We start from the raw sequence: 15,732 nt of genomic DNA, 5'->3' as shown, positions 1-15,732 counted from the left end.
GCGCACCGGCTGCCGTGCCGGACACCAGGAGACGACCATGGCCGAACGCTATCCCCTCGCCGAGCTCGAGGACCTGCCCGAAGACATCCGCATCAAGGTGCTCGAAGTGCAGGAGAAAGCCGGCTTCGTGCCCAACGTGTTCCTGGCGCTCGCGCGCCGGCCGGCCGAGTGGCGCGCCTTCTTCGCCTACCACGATGCGCTGATGCTGAAGGAGGAAGGCTCTCTCACCAAGGGCGACCGCGAGATGATCGTCACCGCCACCAGCGCCGCCAACCAGTGCCTCTACTGCGTGGTGGCGCACGGCGCGCTGTTGCGCATCTACGAGAAGAAGCCGCTGGTGGCCGACCAGGTGGCAGTCAACTGGCGCAAGGCCGACATCACGCCGCGCCAGTACGCGATGCTCGAGTTCGCGATGAAGGTCTGCGAGCGCTCGCACGAGATCGACGACGCCGACTTCCCGCCGCTGCACGCGCACGGCTTCAGCGACGAGGACATCTGGGACATCGCCGCCATCACCGCCTTTTTCGGCCTTTCCAACCGCATGGCCAGCTTCAGCGGCATGCAGCCGAACCCGGAGTTCTTCCTGATGGGGCGGCTGCCGCGCGAGAAGAAGTAGGGCCTATTCAGGCCGGCGCGCCGCGGCAAGAGGCCAGCGCATCGAGCGCGGGCTTGTAGCTCGGCGTCTTCACGTCCATCAGGCCCAGCACCGTGTGATAGAGGTTGTCGTGCGTGAGCGGCGTGTCGAGCCCCGCCTCCATGCATGAACGCGAGAGCTTGTCGCGCGCGCTCATGCCCTCGCCGAACCACGCGATCATCGGTATGTGCTTCTGCACCTCGGGCGCAAAGCTGTAGGGCACGCCATGCAGGAACAGCCCGTACTCGCCCAGCGATTCGCCATGATCGCTGAGATAGAGCAATGCGGGGTCGTAGCTCTTGGACTGTGCCTTCAGCCAGTCGATGGTCTTGCCGAGAAAGCGGTCGGTGTAGGCGATGGAATTGTCAAAGCCGTTGATCAGCTCGGCGTGGCTGCATTCGGCCAGCGCGTTGCTCTTGCACTCGGGCAGGAAGCGCTTGGCATCGGGCGAAGAGCGCTTGTAGTAGGCCGGGCCATGGCTGCCCATCTGGTGCATGACCAGCACCACGCCCTTGCCGCGGCGCTCGGCCGGCAAGGCGGCCAGGCGCGCATCCAGGCCATGGAGCATGACGTCGTCGAGGCATTCGTCGCCTTCGCAAAGCGCGCTCTTCACGCTCGGGTCGACGGTGTCGAAGGCCGACGCGTGCGGCACGCGGTCGCAGACGCCCTTGCAGCCGCCGGCCTGGTTGTCGAGCCAGAACACCGCAAGGCCGGCGGCCTGCAGCACGTCCATCAGGTTCTCGTACTCGTCCTTGCGCGCCTCGAAGGCGGTCTTGCCCAGCGGCGAGAACATGCAGGGCACAGAGGCCAGCGTGTTGGTGCCGCAGGAATGAACGTCACGCCAGCTCAGCACCTTGCGCGCCGCGAGCTCCGGCGTGGTGTCGCGCGCATAGCCGTTCAGCGCAAAGTGGTCGGCCCGCGCCGTCTCGCCCACCATCAGCACGAAGAGCGGCGGCCGGGCCTGCGCCGCATAACTGGCGCCCAGTGCCGCGCCGCCGGACACCGGGATCAGCTTGCGGCTGTGCTTGAACATCGGCCTGATGGCGACCGCGCTGGCCGAATAGATGCTGGCCAGCGGATTCATCATGTAGCGCAGGTGGACGTTGTTGCGCATCAGCGGCGCGAGCTCCCGGCCCATCGCCAGCGCACCGCCCACCGCCACGGCCACCGCTGCGACGAGCAGCAGCGCATTGCGCCAGGCTTGCGAGACGAAGCGCATCGGGACGACCTGCACGCGCCACAGCGCCCAGGCAGGCAAGGCGGCGACCAGCAGCACGTGGAACAGCAGGCGCCAGCTCAGCAGGTCGTTCACCTCGTGGGCATCGGTCTGCATCGCGTTGGCCAGCATGCTGGGGTCCATCACCACCCGGTAGCTCTGCATGTAGTGCTGGGCCACGGCGGCGACCACGACGACGGCGAACCAGAGCGGCTTCATCCAGCGCGACCAGGCGGTGAAGGACAAGAGCGCCACGCTGCCGCAGACGATGAGCAGCGCCATCGCCGCGATCGACGGCAAGTACATGCTCGGCGCACCGCCGATGCGCGCCAGCTCGTTCCACAGCGGCCAATTGGTGGCCAGCGCCAGGTAGAGGCTCAGCCAGAGGACCACGCTGCGCGCCGAGCGCGGCCGCGCGAGCCAGGCATCGATGTGCTGCCAGAGCGACGTGGACGCATCTGCCGCGGTCCCTTGCGCCGGCCGGGCGGCAGTCGGGTCATGAGCGGAATGGGGGAAGGGGCGAGCATTCGAAACAGGCATCCAGCGAGTCTGGAAAGCTGGACTGAAAACTCACTGAATGCGCAGCTCAGGATTCGTTCAGCTTCGGAAGGCCGGCCAGCCGCGCAACCCCGGCCGGGCCCCGGTGCACGAAGGCATCGATCGCGAAGCCTACCGTCCAGCAGATCCACGCGGTCCAGAGCGTGTGGCTCATGTAGTGGGCGCCGCGCAGCTGCTGCACCAGCCCCAGCAGCAGCCCGGCAGCGAGCGCGCCGAAGAGCCATCTTCGCGCCACCGCGGGCGCGGCGCGGCGCCATGCGAACCAGCCGCCCGCATAGGCAAAGGCCGCAGACGCGTGGCCGGCCGGAAAGCAGCCGCCCGGGCCGCCGTCTTGCACGCCCCACGACCAGTGGGAGACGTAGTGCGCGACCCCGCCGAAGAGCTGGAGGTCCCAGGGACAGCTGGTATGGCTCGTAGTCTTGACCAGCGAGACGGCCAGAACGGAGGCCAGCACGGTGAATGCGAGCTGTGCTCTTTCGCGCATGCGCAGCAGGCGCAGGATGCCGATGGGCCGGCGGATGCCGGCAAACAGCGCGAGCACCATCAGCCAGCTCAGGGACCGCGCGCCCTCGTGCACGACCTGGACCAGGAACCAGTCGCTGCGCCACGGAAAACCCATCGGCGTGCCCGCCATCGCCGCGAGCTTCAGGTCGAGGCCGGTGGCATCCCAGAGCAGGAGAAGAGCCAGTGTCAGAAGAATCCAGGCGAGCGGACGAGCGGCAAGGGAACGGAACATGCGCGGCCAAGCTTAGGGTCCGCGCCTGAACTGAATCTGAAGCGACGGCCGCACTAGACTCCCCTCTTTTGAGATAAGAGCGAGGCGACGTGCGCATATTGCTGGTCGAAGACGATGCCGCCCTGGCGGGCGCGGTCTGCAGCTACCTGATGGCCAAGGCCTTCGTGGTCGACGTGGCGCCCGGCCTCGCGGACGCGCGCGCCGCGCTGGCGGCTGTGCAGTACGCGGCCGTGTTGCTCGACCTGCACCTGAGCGACGGCGACGGGCTCTCGCTGCTGCCGGACGTGCGGGCGCTGCGCGAGCGCCCGATCGTGATCGTGCTCACCGCCCGCGACCAGGTGACCGACCGCATCCGCGGCCTCGACGCCGGTGCCGACGACTACCTTATCAAGCCCTACGACCCCGCGGAGTTGCTGGCGCGCTTGCGGGCCGTCGAGCGGCGGCGCAGCACCACCAGCTCGCCCGTGCTGAAGCTCGGCACGCTCGAGATCGACCTGGCGCGCGACCTGGTGCGCAAGAACGGTCTTCCGATCACGCTGACGCAAAAAGAGTGGGCGCTGCTGCGCGTGATGGCGACGCGGCCCGAACGCATCCACACGCGCGAGAACCTGGCCGACGCGCTCTACGGCTTCGGGGACGAGGCCGACAGCAATACGCTGGAAGTGTTCATCAGCCGCCTCCGGCGCAAGCTCGGCCGCAGCCACATCCAGACCCTACGCGGCCTGGGCTACCGGCTTTCCTTCTCGCCCGAAGACGACGACGAATGAAGCTGAACTTCCTGCAGCAGGCGGGCGCGGAGCTCGGCACGCGCGATTCGCTCGCCGGCCGGCTGACCCGCACCCTCATCGTCTGGGTCGGCGGCGTCTGGCTTCTGTGCGTGCTGGGCGTGGTCTGGTATGTGGACCGCGAGATCAACCACAACTTCGACAGCGAACTGGTGGAAGTCTCGCACCGCATGTTCGACATGGCGGTGCACGAGCTCGACAAGCTCCGAAGCGAGCGCGGCGAGACGCGCACGCCGCTGATCGCGCCGCCGCAGCTGTTTCCGACCGATGCGGTGCTGTACCAGGTGGTCGACCTGCACGAGCGCGTACTGCTGCGCTCCGCCGAGTCGCCGCCCAACGCCTTCGACGTTCCGCTGGCGGCCGGCTTTGCCAATGCCGAGGCCTGGCGGATCTACACCGTGCGGCATCCCTCGCGCGATCTCTTCTTCCAGGTCGCCGACCCGCTGGACGAGCGCCGCACCGCGCTCAACCGCACCCTGTTCGGCCTGATCGTGCCGCTGTTCGCCGTGCTGCCGCTCCTGGCGCTGGTGCTGCGCAACGTGGCGCGCACCGAGCTGCGCGCGCTGCAGCAGCTCGCCGGCGAGATCGCGCAGCGCAGCGGCACCGACCTGCGCCCGATCGGGCTCCCCGGCCTGCCGCAGGAGCTGCGCACGGTCGGCGACCATGTCAACCGCCTGCTCGAGCGCCTCTCGCAGGCGCTCGATGTCGAGCGCGCGCTGGCCGCGAATGCGGCGCACGAGCTGCGCACGCCGCTCGCGGCGGCGCGGCTGCGGCTGCAGACCGCGCTCGAGCACGAACTGCGGCGCGACGATGTCGAGGCCGCGCTCGATGCGCTGCAGATGCTCGGCCACCGCACCGAGAAGCTGCTGCAACTTTCCAGGGCCGAATCGGCCGCCTCGCTGACGCGCACGAAGACCGACCTGGTCCAGCTGGCCGGCACGGTGGCGCAGGAGTTCTGGCAGGACCCGCGCGTGAACGAGCGCCTGTCGCTCAAGGTGCCGGACACCGAGCCGCCGGTCGCGCTCGGCGACGTCGACGCGCTGGCGATCGCGCTGCGCAACCTGGTGGAGAACGCGCTGCGCTACGGCCGCGGCCGCGTCGTGATCGAGGTGATGCAGCCCTGCACGCTGGCCGTGCGCGACTTCGGCCCGGGCGTCGGCGAGGTCGAGCTGCGCACGCTGCAGCAGCGCCACGTACGCCACAGCTCCAATCGTGCGGGCTACGGGCTGGGGCTGTCGATCGTCGGCACCATCGTCGAGAAGCATGGGGCACGGCTCGAACTGATGTCGCCGCCGCCGGGGGCGGCGACAGGCTTCGAGGCGCGCATCGTGTTGAGTCCGGCATGAAGGGCTGAAGGAGCCAGGGCTGACGACGAGTAGGACACCTCCCGCTTGCTCTATGGCGCATGGCTGAATTGCGCAGCGAGCACGCGCATGCAGAATATGTTCACGGACTCGGCAACACCCATCGCGGCACTCCGAGACTGCGAAAGGCCCTCCTGCGCGAACGAAAGTTGGCGGAGGGCCTTTTGTTGCTCCCTAGCTGACGATCGAGCGCAGCCAGTCCGGCAGCGGCAGCGCCTTCTGCTTCGGAAAGTCGACCCACATCGTGGTCGCGCCGCCGGCCGCGCAGATCACCTCGGGCGCATCGGTCCGGGCCATGGTGGCCCAGCTCTCGAAGGTGGTGCGGCCCGGGTCGCTCACGTACATCTTGACCAGCACGTCGCCCGGGTATTCGAGCTGCTTGTAGAAGTTGCAGAAGGCATTGACGATCACCATCCCCTGCCCGTCCGGTGCGGGCTCGGCGCCCAGCGAGTGGAACCAGTCGATGCGCGCCGTCTCGAGGTAGCGGAAGTAGCTGGCATTATTGAGATGGCCCATCGCGTCCATGTCGCCCCAGCGGATCGGGATCGTCATTTCGTAGACGAGCTTCTTGATTTCGGGAATTTCGATTCTCATCGGTGTGCCTTGATGGATGCGAGGATGCCGAGGACGAACAGCAACGCGGCCGTGAGCTCGATGGCATGCGGCCAGCGCCCGTCCCACAAAAAAGAATAAAGCAAGGCGAACAAGGTCTCGCTCACGATCAGCTGACCACACAAGCTCGCGGAAAGCCGCTGGCTCGCGACGTTCCAGAGCACCGTCGCCAGCCACGAAGACCCGAGGCCGCCGGCCAGCGCAAGCAGCACGAACAGCTTGCCCTCGGGCTGTGTGCGCAACGTGGCCATGTCGGAGCCCGCGACCAGCCACAGCACGAAGGCACCAAGGCCGGTCGCGATGCCGAGCCAGTTGGCCCAGTCGGCCGCGTGCACCTCGGGATGCCGCTTGAGCCAGGCCGCGTTCAGGAGGCCGAAAGCCGTCCAGCTCGCCATCGCGAGCAGCGCCAGCACCAGGCCCCAGCCGAAGTGCGCACCGCTCGCGCTGCCTTCCGGCCAGGCACTCGCGACCATCAGCGCGATGCCCGCGGCCGTGAGAGCCAGTCCCGGCACCAGGGCCTGCAGCGCCAAGCCGGCCGGACGGCCCAGCAACATCATCCAGACCGGGATGGTGCCGATGATCAGGCTCGACACCTCGGTGCCCGCGGCCACGATCGAGAAGGCCAGCAGCAGGTAGTAGCCGGTGAAGCCGAGTCCGCTGAGGCCGAGCACGGTGAGCGCCTGGCGCGCGCGGGGCCAGCGCCGCTCGGCCGGCCGCCACCAGACCGCCAGCCCCGCGACCGCGCCGAAGACGATGAAGCGCGCGGCCGTGATGTCCACCATGCCGAAATGCCCCACCATGCGCGGCGCCACGAACACCAGCCCCCAGAGCGCACCCGCGGCCAGACCGGCCGCGATGCCGATGAGCGCGCGCGGACTCAGAGCGCGAATCCGTCGTCGGCCGCGATCACCGCGCCATTGACGAAATGGCTCTGGCCGCTGGCCAGCAGCACGATCAGTCCGTCCAGGTCTTCGGGCTTGCCCACGCGCTTGCGCGGCAGCATGCCCACCAGCTTCTGGCCGTCGTCGGAGGCGAAGTGCTCTTCGTTGAGGTCGGTCGTGATGTAGCCCGGGCACAGCGCGTTGACGTTGATGCCGAAGCGGCCCCACTCGAGCGCCATCGCCTTGGTCATCTGCACCACCGCCGCCTTGCTCATGCAATAGACACCGATCTTCGGCAGCACCTTCAAAGCAGCTACCGAAGCGATGTTGATGATGCGCCCGCCGATGTAGGTGCCGGGCGCCGCACCCTTGGCGCGCGCCAGCATGCGTTTGCCGACTTCCTGGGCAACGAAGAAAGAGCCCTTGACGTTGGCGTCGAAGATGAAGTCGTAGTCCTCGGCCTTCACCTCTTCGAGGCGCTGCGTGGTGCTCACGCCCGAGTTGTTGACCAGGATGTCGATCGGCCCGACCTCCGTCTCGGCGCGTGCCACCGCGGCCTTGATGCTGTCGATGCTTGTCACGTCGAGCTCGACCACGTGGGCGTCGCCGCCCTCGCCCTCGATGCGCGCGCGCAGTTCCTTGAGCTTGTCGGTGTGACGGCTGGCCAATACCACTGCGGCGCCCGCGCGCGCCAGCGTCTTGGCGAACTGCGCGCCGAGACCGCTCGACGCACCCGTGACGAAGGCCACGCGGCCCGAAAGATCGATGCTGTAAGCCATGGGGAAAGTCCTGTTGGAGTCGCCGATGCGACGGGCCTAAAGCCGCTCCGGGCGCCGCATAAAATGGCCCGGCCCCTTCGCGGTGCCTCGCACCTTCAAATCATTATCGACGAGACCCCACATGACGCATGACGAAATACTTGCCCGGTTCGGCCCCCGCGAAGCGATGGAATACGACGTGGTCGTGGTCGGCGCCGGTCCTGCCGGCCTCGCCACCGCCATCCACCTGAAGCAGCTGGCCGCCTCGCACCACAAGGAGATCTCGGTCGTGGTGCTCGAGAAGGGCTCGGAGCCCGGCGCCCACATCCTGTCGGGCGCGATCATGGATCCGCGCGCGCTCTACGAACTGCTGCCCGACTGGGAGGAGCTCGGCGCGCCGCTCAACCAGCCAGTCACGCGGGACACCTTCCTGATGCTCTCCGAAACCGGCGCCACGCGCACGCCCGACTTCCTCTTGCCCAAGGTCTTCCACAACGAAGGCAACTACATCGTGAGCCTGGGCAACGTGGTGCGCTGGCTCGCGCAGCAGGCCGAGGGCCTGGGCGTCGAGATCTTCGCCGGCTTTCCGGCGGCCGAGGTGCTCTACACCGAAGACGGCAAGGTGCGCGGCGTGGCCACCGGCAACATGGGGATCGGCAAAGATGGCGAGCCGACCGAGAATTTCCAGCTCGGCATGGAGCTGCATGCCAAGTACACGGTGTTCGCCGAAGGCGCGCGCGGCCACCTGGGCCGCCAGTTGATCGCCAAGTACAAGCTCGATGCCGGCAAGGATCCGCAGAGCTACGGCATCGGCATCAAGGAGCTGTGGGAGATCGACCCCGCGCGCCACGAGCCCGGCCTGGCCGTGCACACCGCGGGCTGGCCGCTGCCGCCGGACACCTACGGCGGCTCCTTCGTCTACCACGCCGAGAACAACCAGCTGATCATCGGCTACGTGGTCGGCCTCGACTACCAGAACCCGCACCTGAGCCCCTTCGAGGAGTTCCAGCGCTTCAAGACGCATCCCAACATCCGCTGGTACTTCGAAGGCCAGGACAAGGGCCTGAAGGCGCCCAAGCGTTTGAGCTACGGCGCGCGCGCCATCACCGCGGGCGGCCTGCTCTCGCTGCCCAAGACGGTGTTCCCGGGCGGCGTGCTGGTGGGCTGCGACGCCGGCTACCTCAACGCGAGCCGCATCAAGGGCAGCCATGCCGCGATCAAGACCGGCATGCTCGCGGCCGAGGCCGCCTACAACGCCGTGGTGGCCGGCCGCCAGCACGACGAGCTCACGGCCTACCCGGCCGCCTTCGAGAAGAGCTGGCTGCACAAGGAGCTCCACAAGGCGCGCAACTTCAAGCAGTGGTTCAAGAAGGGCCTGACCGTGGGCACGTTGATGACCGGCATCGAGCAGTACGTGCTGCGCGGCCACATCCCGTGGACCATCCACCGCCACCAGGCCGACCACGAGCGCCTCAAGAAGGCCTCGGCCTGCAAGAAGATCGCCTATCCCAAGCCGGACGGCAAGCTCACCTTCGACCGGCTCTCGTCGGTGTTCATCAGCAACACCAACCACGAGGAGAACCAGCCCGCCCACCTGACGCTGAAGAACGCCGCAGTGCCGACCGAGATCAACCTGCCCGAGTACGACGGTCCCGAAAGCCGCTATTGCCCGGCCGGCGTCTACGAGTTCGTGGAGGGCGAGAACGGCAAGCCGCGCCTGCAGATCAACGCGCAGAACTGCGTGCACTGCAAGACCTGCGACATCAAGGACCCGACGCAGAACATCGTCTGGGTCACGCCCGAGGGCGGCGGCGGGCCGAACTACGTCGGCATGTAGCAGCCGGCGATTTTTTTCGGGCGCCGGTGCGTCCGATTCGCGAGCGGTGACGTAAGTAGGTGCAGGACAGCAATTGCGCTGTCCGCCAACCTCACCCCAAGGACCTCGACGTCATGAACATCACACTCCATCGCATCCTCGCCGCCGTCAGCCTGGCGCTCGCCGCCAGCCAGGGTTTTGCCGCCGACTCGCTGCCCGCCCCGGCGCCGGCCGCCAAGGCCGCGCCGGCCGGCAACAAGCTCGCGCAGGCCCGGGCCCTCATTGCCGACAGCAAATGGGCCGCCGCCGTCAGCGAGCTCGAAAGAGTCAACGACAGCGCCAGCGCCGACTGGAACAACCTCATGGGTTTCAGCCTGCGCAAGTCCGGCACGGCCAAATGGGTCGCCTCCGAGAAGTACTACGACGCCGCCCTGCGCATCGACCCCGGCCACCGCGGCGCGCTGGAATACTCGGGCGAGCTGTACCTCTCGATGAACGATCTGCCCAAGGCCGAACAGCGCCTGGCGGCGCTGGGCCGGGCCTGTGGCATGTCCTGCCCGGAGTATGGCGATCTCAAGAGCTCGATCGAGAGCTACAAGGCCAACGGCAAGAAGAACTGAGTGCGGTGCACCTAGCGGGCTACCAGGAACACGTAGTCCGCGCTGTAGCGCTCCTTGCTGCGCTTGCCGGCATCGGCCTGCGTTTCGCAGCCCCTGGCCGGGGCGCTGCCGCCCACGGTGTTGATGCGCTGCACGCCGGTGACGCTCGCCATGCGGCCCGCGGTGCCGGCCGATTTCGCGGACAGCAGCAGCCATGGAATGTCGGACGCGCGCGGCGCATCGGCACGCGCCTTCACCGCCCCCAGCGTCTTGCTGCCGTCGAGCGCGGTCCAGTGCGGCCCGGCGCCATGCGTGCCCACCTTCTCGCCGCCCGGACCGAACAGGTCCGCTTCGGGCGCCACGAACTGCCAGGCCCAGCCGCCCTTCTCGGCGGCACGGCACTCGTAGATCTGCGAGCCGGTGGCATGCCAGGTGAAAGCCGCGCGCTCGCCGGCGGGCGCCTGGATGGCGGCGGGCAAGGCCGCAGTGCGAGCGCTGGGATGGCCCGGCTCCGACATGGAAGAACAGGCGCCGAGCGCGGCGGCACCGAGCAGGGTCGCGGCAAGACGAGGGATTCGCGGATTCGATTTCATGGCATCTCCTGGGTCGATGGAATACTCGGCCGCATGAATAGAAATATTCTGAACCTTCAGCAGCTGATCGCCCAGGCGGCGCGCGGCGACCACGCCGCCTTCGCCGAGATGTACGAACGCACGCACGTGCATCTGTTCGGCATCGCGCTTCGCATGCTGGGTCAACGGCAGGTGGCCGAGGACGTGCTGCAGGAGGCTTATGTGAGCATCTGGAAGAACGCCGCCAGCTACCGCTCCAACATCGACGGGCAGGAGATCCAGCCGATCACCTGGCTGATCGCGATCGTCCGCAACAAGGCGCTGGACGCGCTGCGCGTGCGCACGCGGCGCAACGAACATGCATGGACGGAACAGGACGAACACGAGCAGCAGCAGGAGAACGCGCACGCGCCCGACCCGGCGCCAAGCGCCATGCAGCTGCTCGAACAGGCGCTGCAGGCCCTGCACATCGAAGGCTGCATGTCCGCGCTGGACGGCAGCTTCCGCCAGAGCCTCGCACTCGCCTACTACCAGGGCCTGTCGCACAGCGAGGTGGCCGCGCAGATGAACGCGCCGCTGGGCACGGTGAAGGCCTGGATACGGCGCGGCCTGGACAAGCTGCGCGCCTGCCTCGCGACACAGGGGGTGGCGCCGTGAGATACACCGACACCCGATTGCTCGACGAGCTCGCGGCCGCCTATGTGCTGGGCACCCTGGCGGGCGGTGCGCGGCGGCGCTTCGAACGCCTGCAGCGCGACCGCAGCGACGTGCGCGGCCTGGTGGCGCAATGGGAAGAGCGGCTGGGGCGGCTGGCCCAGTCAGTGCCGTCGCAGCAGCCGTCGGCCGGACTCTGGCGCGCGATCGCGGCGCGCACGCAGCCTGCACCGGCGCGCTCGGGCTCGGTTTCGTCCTGGCTCAGGCCGGCCGGCTTCGGGCTGGGCGGCGTCGTTGCGGGCGTCATCGCTGCGAGCACCTTGTTCTTCGCAGCGCCGGGGCTTTTCGTGACGAGCGACCAGCTGGCCATGCGCTCGGGCGAGAGGCTGCCGCAAAGCTATGTGGGCGTGCTCACCGATGCGGCAGGCAACGGCAGGCTGCTGGTGAGCTCGCTGCGCCATGGCAGGACGCTGACCCTCAAGGTGCTGGGGCCGATCGCTTCCCTGGCCGAGGGAGAGCGCCTGGTGCTGTGGGCTGTGCCGGCGGAAGGGCCCGCGTTTGCAATGGGGGTGGTGCCGGCGAGCGGGACGGCGGTGTCCCTGCTGCCCGATACCTCGGAGAAGCTTCTTTCCAAGGTGTCGCGCTTGATCGTGACGCGGGAGACCGCTTCGGCGCCTGCGATGCCCAGCGCTGCGGTTGTTTTGAGTGGGAACTGCGCCAAGCTGTGGTGAGGTTCTTTGATTTGTGCGTTGCGCTTGATCTAAGGCCGGAGCCGGACCCTCAAAGGCCCAGTGCCCTCACCCCCACCCTCTCCCGGAGGGAGAGGGTGCAACAGTCATCGCCGGCACGCAACTGCGTCCGTGAAACTCCCGACGTGATGAAGCCTCCCATTGATGCATAGTCATACGTTTGCAACACGTCCACGCTCACAGGAGACTCCCCCCATGAAGTTGAACCGACTGGCCGCCGGCCTCGTCGTCGGCCTCGGTATGGCTTGCGCCGCATTTGCGCAGACCACCACGCTCAAGATCGGCTACGCGACCACCAAGGAATCGCACTACGGCGTCGGCTCCACCACTTTCTGCGACGAGGTCGAGAAAGGCACGCAAGGCCGCTACAAGTGCCAGCAGTTCCCCAACTCGGCACTCGGCGGCGAACGCGAGCAGATCGAGGCCGTGCAGCTGGGCACGCAGGACCTGGTCAACACCTCCACCGGCCCGGTCGGCAACTTCGTGCCTGAGGTCAAGATCGTCGACATCCCCTTCCTGTTCCGCGACTACGAGCACGCGCGCAAGGTGATGGACGGCCCGATCGGCCAGGACATCCTGGCCAAGTTCCCGAGCAAGGGCATCATCGCGCTGGCCTGGACCGAGAACGGCTTCCGCCACATGACCAACAGCAAGCGCGACATCGTGAAGCCGCAGGACGCCGCGGGCCTCAAGATGCGCACGATGGAGAACAAGGTGCACATGGACGGCTACCGCACCTTCGGCATCCTGCCGACGCCGATGGCCTTCCCCGAACTGTTCGGCGCGCTGCAGCAGGGCACGGTCGACGGCCAGGAGAACCCGATTCCCGTGATCCTGTCCTCCAAGTTCGCGCAGGTGCAGAAGCATCTCTCGCTGACCGGCCATGTCTACTCGCCGGCACTGCTGCTGCTGTCGCCCAAGGTCTGGAACAAGCTGTCGGATGCCGACAAGAAGGTCTTCGTCGAAGCCGCCAGGAAGGCCGGCGCGGCGCAGCGCAAGAAGGTCAACGACGACGAGAACAGCGGCATCGCCCAGCTCGAGAAGGACGGCATGAAGGTCGTGCGCACCGTCGACGGTGCCGCCTTCCGCGAAGCGCTGAAGCCGGCCTACACCGGCTATGCCAAGGAATTCGGCGCCGACAACATCAAGAAGATCAGCGACGTCAAGTAGCGCGGCAACGCGCGTGCCGCGTTGCGGCACTCCCGCCCGGTGAACCCGCAGTGGCACCGGGCGGTTTTGTTTTGATATGAAAACCTTCGAACACTACTTTCTGGCCGCGAACCGCTGGGCGCTGATTCTGCTGCTCGCATCAATGTCGGTCATCATCTTCATCAACGTGGGGATGCGTTACCTCACGAGCAATTCGCTCGAATGGGCCGAAGAGGTTTCGCGCCACATGATGATCTGGCTCACCTTCCTCGGCGCCGGCCCGGTGCTGCGCTACGGCGGCCACATCGCGGTCGAGAACCTGCAGGACGCGCTGCCGCCCAGGGGCGCGGTCGCGGTCCGCGCCGTGGTCGCGGCGCTGCTCTTCGCCTTCTTCGGTTTCATGGTCTGGTACGGCTGGCTCTACATGGAGCGCACCATGTTCCAGCTGACCGCCGTCACGCAGATTCCCTTTGCCTACATCTACAGCGCGATGCCGATCGGCGGCGTACTGCTCATCGTCCACTGGCTTTTGATCGTGCGCGGCTACGTGCAAAAGCGCGAGTTCGCGTCCGACGCGCACTTCGATGCGACCGCGAGCGCCTCGCTATGAACGCCAGCATCATCCTGATCCTGTCGGCCTGCCTGTTCCTCGCGATCGGCGTGCCCGTGGCCTTCGCGCTGGGCCTGGCCACGGCCGCGACGCTGATCCTCGCCGAGTCCTATCCGCTGATGGTGCTGCTGAAGGAAACCTTCACCGGCATCGACAGCTTCCCGCTGATGGCGGTGCCCTTCTTCATCCTGGCGGCCGAACTCATGAGCGGCGGCTCGCTGACCGAGGTGCTGCTGCGCTTCGCGGGCCAGTTCGTCGGCCACCGGCGCGGCGGGCTCGGCTACACCAACGTGGTCTCGCTCACCTTCTTCTCGGGCATCTCGGGCTCGGCGCTGGCCGATGCCGCGGGGCCGGGCTCGATGCTCATCAGGATGATGGAGAAGGCCGGCTACCACCGCTCCTACGCGGCGGCGCTGACGGCCTCGACCGCGATCGTCGGCCCGATCATTCCGCCCTCGATCATCATGATCATCTACGCGCTGCAGGACGACAGCGTGTCGGTCGGCAGCCTGTTCGTGGCCGGCCTCGTTCCCGGCCTGCTGATCGCGGTCGCGATGTGCGTGGTGAACTTCCACGTTTCCAAGCAGCGCAACTACCGCGGCGACGGCGGCATGCCGCCCTGGCGCGAAGTGCTGCTGACCACCTGGAAAGCCATCCCCGCCATCCTGCTGCCGGTGGTGATCCTCGGCGGCATGCGCGCCGGCTGGTTCACGCCCACCGAGGCCTCGGTGGTGGCGGTGTTCTATGCGCTGGTGTGCGGCAAGTTCGTCTACCGCACGCTCGAATGGAAGGCGCTGCCGGACATCCTCGCGCGCTCGGCGCTGCTGTCGGCCTCGGTGCTAATCATCATCGGGCTGTCGGCCTCCTTCGCCTGGATCCTGACCATCGAAGGCGTTCCCCAGTCCCTGGCCGAATGGCTGGTCAGCATGCAGCTCTCGCCGTGGATGTTCCTGATCATCGTGAACGTCTTCCTGCTGCTCTTCGGCATCTTCATCGAGCCCTTGCCCGGCGTGATGGTGCTGGCACCCATCCTCGCGCCGGTGGCCATCAAGCTCGGCATCGACCCGGTCCACTTCGCGATGATCGTGATCTACAACCTCACGCTCGGCATGATCACGCCGCCGGTAGGCGGCCTGCTGTTCGTGACCTGCAACGTCTCGAAGGTGCCGATGTCGCAGCTGGTGCGCGAGCTCGTGCCCTTCCTGTGGGCGCACGCGGCCGTGCTGCTGGTGCTGACCTTCGTTCCGGCGCTCAGCACCTGGCTGCCGCGTTTGTGGGGCTTCAAATAGCGGCAGCGGCCCGGTCATTCACGAGGATGTCATGCGGATCCCCGATGCTGCGGCGCTCGACCCCGAACGCCCGAGCATCAGATGTTCCTCATCAAGACCGAGAAAGCGCGCCAAGAACTCCAGCCGGGCCGCCGCACGCTGGGCCAGCGCGAGCGCGCCCTGCTGCTGATGGCCGACGGCCAGCGCTCGGTCACCGACTTCGGCCAGCTCTTCGGCAGCCGCGACGAGGCCGGCCGCGTGGCGCTGCACCTGGTGCAGGAGGGCTATCTGCATCGTTCGCAACCCGCTACGCCCGCCGTGGCGCCGCCGGTGCAGGCAGCTCCGGCGCCGGACGCGAGCCCCGAGCCGCCGGTCGCGGCGGATGTCTTCGACGGCAAGCGTTCGCTCGCCACCACGCGGATGTTCCTGTTCGACCTGTGCGAGCGCATGTTCGTCAGGCGCGATCCGATCCTGGCCGGGCAGTTCCGCGAGCTGCTGCGTGAAGCGCGCGACCGGGAGTCGATGCTGGCCGCCGCATCCGCCATGCTCGGCGAGATCGAGAAGCTCGCGGGTGCCGAGCGCGCCACGTCGATCCGCGAACGCATCGACAAGCTGCTGCCGCCCCAGCTCGTGCATTGAAATCGGCCCCGACGGCCGCCATGGCCGCATCCGGACAAACTCGGCGTCTCCGCTGACAAGACGAGGTGGGATACTCGTCGCGTCGCGCCCATCCGGCGCCCCAACCCTCCCTTCTTTTTTCTGTCAACAGGC

At 67.5% G+C, this 15,732-nt stretch carries 17 protein-coding genes; 11 read left to right on the top strand and 6 right to left on the bottom strand.

All coding sequences use genetic code 11. The features are described 5' to 3' along the window. Positions 1-37: 37 nt before the first annotated feature. Complete coding sequence (locus tag ACSQ86_RS11160; RefSeq protein WP_436303671.1) at positions 38-616, top strand: peroxidase-related enzyme; 579 nt, start codon at positions 38-40, stop codon at positions 614-616. A gap of 7 nt (positions 617-623) precedes the next feature. Here ACSQ86_RS11160 and ACSQ86_RS11155 read toward each other — a convergent pair whose 3' ends face one another. Both ACSQ86_RS11155 and ACSQ86_RS11150 read right to left on the bottom strand, forming a co-directional pair. Then, the gene (locus ACSQ86_RS11155) at positions 624-2,390 is read right to left on the bottom strand and encodes a phosphoethanolamine transferase (protein WP_436308854.1); all 1,767 of its coding nucleotides are present in this window, start codon (positions 2,388-2,390) and stop codon (positions 624-626) included. Positions 2,391-2,436: 46 nt separating this feature from the next. After that, on the bottom strand, positions 2,437-3,144 hold the full coding sequence (locus tag ACSQ86_RS11150) for a phosphatase PAP2 family protein (RefSeq protein ID WP_436303669.1): 708 nt from the start codon (positions 3,142-3,144) through the stop codon (positions 2,437-2,439). Positions 3,145-3,233: 89 nt separating this feature from the next. Between ACSQ86_RS11150 and ACSQ86_RS11145 the strand changes: the two genes are divergently transcribed. Both ACSQ86_RS11145 and ACSQ86_RS11140 read left to right on the top strand, forming a co-directional pair. After that, the gene (locus tag ACSQ86_RS11145) at positions 3,234-3,911 is read left to right on the top strand and encodes a winged helix-turn-helix domain-containing protein (protein WP_093109364.1); all 678 of its coding nucleotides are present in this window, start codon (positions 3,234-3,236) and stop codon (positions 3,909-3,911) included. Beyond that, positions 3,908-5,275: an ATP-binding protein gene (locus tag ACSQ86_RS11140; protein ID WP_436303668.1), complete on the top strand. Its 1,368-nt coding sequence runs from the start codon at positions 3,908-3,910 to the stop codon at positions 5,273-5,275. The genes ACSQ86_RS11145 and ACSQ86_RS11140 overlap by 4 nt, the downstream gene beginning before the upstream one ends. Before the next feature lie 192 nt (positions 5,276-5,467). Here the strand turns inward: ACSQ86_RS11140 and ACSQ86_RS11135 are convergent, their stop codons facing one another. From ACSQ86_RS11135 to ACSQ86_RS11125, 3 genes are read right to left on the bottom strand one after another with little or no spacing between them, the layout of a single operon-like run. After that, complete coding sequence (locus ACSQ86_RS11135; RefSeq protein WP_093109366.1) at positions 5,468-5,887, bottom strand: acyl-CoA thioesterase; 420 nt, start codon at positions 5,885-5,887, stop codon at positions 5,468-5,470. Continuing rightward, positions 5,884-6,762 carry a DMT family transporter gene (locus tag ACSQ86_RS11130; RefSeq protein ID WP_436306285.1) on the bottom strand — a complete coding sequence of 293 codons (879 nt, stop codon included), beginning with the start codon at positions 6,760-6,762 and terminating at the stop codon, positions 5,884-5,886. Before ACSQ86_RS11130 ends, ACSQ86_RS11135 begins: the two co-directional genes overlap by 4 nt. A gap of 20 nt (positions 6,763-6,782) precedes the next feature. Next, a complete protein-coding gene (locus ACSQ86_RS11125; RefSeq protein ID WP_093109367.1) occupies positions 6,783-7,565 on the bottom strand; it encodes an SDR family oxidoreductase in 783 nt (260 codons plus the stop codon). 121 nt (positions 7,566-7,686) lie between these two features. Here ACSQ86_RS11125 and ACSQ86_RS11120 point away from each other — a divergent pair, with 121 nt between their 5' ends. Both ACSQ86_RS11120 and ACSQ86_RS11115 read left to right on the top strand, forming a co-directional pair. Further along, entirely contained in the window at positions 7,687-9,381 is a 1,695-nt protein-coding gene (locus ACSQ86_RS11120) for an electron transfer flavoprotein-ubiquinone oxidoreductase (protein ID WP_093109368.1), read from the top strand. 113 nt (positions 9,382-9,494) lie between these two features. Further along, complete coding sequence (locus ACSQ86_RS11115; RefSeq protein ID WP_436308853.1) at positions 9,495-9,980, top strand: tetratricopeptide repeat protein; 486 nt, start codon at positions 9,495-9,497, stop codon at positions 9,978-9,980. An 11-nt stretch (positions 9,981-9,991) separates the two neighbouring features. Here ACSQ86_RS11115 and ACSQ86_RS11110 read toward each other — a convergent pair whose 3' ends face one another. Next, positions 9,992-10,552: a DUF3455 domain-containing protein gene (locus ACSQ86_RS11110; RefSeq protein WP_093109370.1), complete on the bottom strand. Its 561-nt coding sequence runs from the start codon at positions 10,550-10,552 to the stop codon at positions 9,992-9,994. A 33-nt stretch (positions 10,553-10,585) separates the two neighbouring features. Between ACSQ86_RS11110 and ACSQ86_RS11105 the strand changes: the two genes are divergently transcribed. The 6 genes from ACSQ86_RS11105 (at position 10,586) to ACSQ86_RS11080 (ending at position 15,600) form a co-directional block, all read left to right on the top strand. Beyond that, a complete protein-coding gene (locus ACSQ86_RS11105) occupies positions 10,586-11,188 on the top strand; it encodes an RNA polymerase sigma factor (RefSeq protein ID WP_436295174.1) in 603 nt (200 codons plus the stop codon). Beyond that, positions 11,185-11,916, top strand: coding sequence for an anti-sigma factor (locus ACSQ86_RS11100; RefSeq protein WP_436308852.1), 732 nt, complete (start codon positions 11,185-11,187; stop codon positions 11,914-11,916). Before ACSQ86_RS11105 ends, ACSQ86_RS11100 begins: the two co-directional genes overlap by 4 nt. A gap of 213 nt (positions 11,917-12,129) precedes the next feature. Continuing rightward, positions 12,130-13,104 carry a TRAP transporter substrate-binding protein gene (locus tag ACSQ86_RS11095; protein ID WP_093109373.1) on the top strand — a complete coding sequence of 325 codons (975 nt, stop codon included), beginning with the start codon at positions 12,130-12,132 and terminating at the stop codon, positions 13,102-13,104. 76 nt (positions 13,105-13,180) lie between these two features. Next, positions 13,181-13,693 (top strand): TRAP transporter small permease, encoded by a 513-nt coding sequence (locus tag ACSQ86_RS11090; protein ID WP_436303662.1) that lies wholly within the window; start codon positions 13,181-13,183, stop codon positions 13,691-13,693. Next, positions 13,690-14,982, top strand: coding sequence for a TRAP transporter large permease (locus ACSQ86_RS11085; RefSeq protein WP_093109375.1), 1,293 nt, complete (start codon positions 13,690-13,692; stop codon positions 14,980-14,982). Before ACSQ86_RS11090 ends, ACSQ86_RS11085 begins: the two co-directional genes overlap by 4 nt. Before the next feature lie 81 nt (positions 14,983-15,063). Continuing rightward, positions 15,064-15,600 carry a hypothetical protein gene (locus ACSQ86_RS11080; RefSeq protein WP_436295177.1) on the top strand — a complete coding sequence of 179 codons (537 nt, stop codon included), beginning with the start codon at positions 15,064-15,066 and terminating at the stop codon, positions 15,598-15,600. The last annotated feature ends 132 nt before the right edge of the window (positions 15,601-15,732 follow it).

The sequence above is a fragment of the Variovorax sp. LjRoot130 genome, assembly GCF_964253755.1.
In the GTDB taxonomy this organism is placed as follows: Bacteria; Pseudomonadota; Gammaproteobacteria; order Burkholderiales; family Burkholderiaceae_C; genus Variovorax.
Note: the sequence above shows the minus strand (reverse complement) of the source record. Positions and strands in the feature narration are given on the sequence as shown.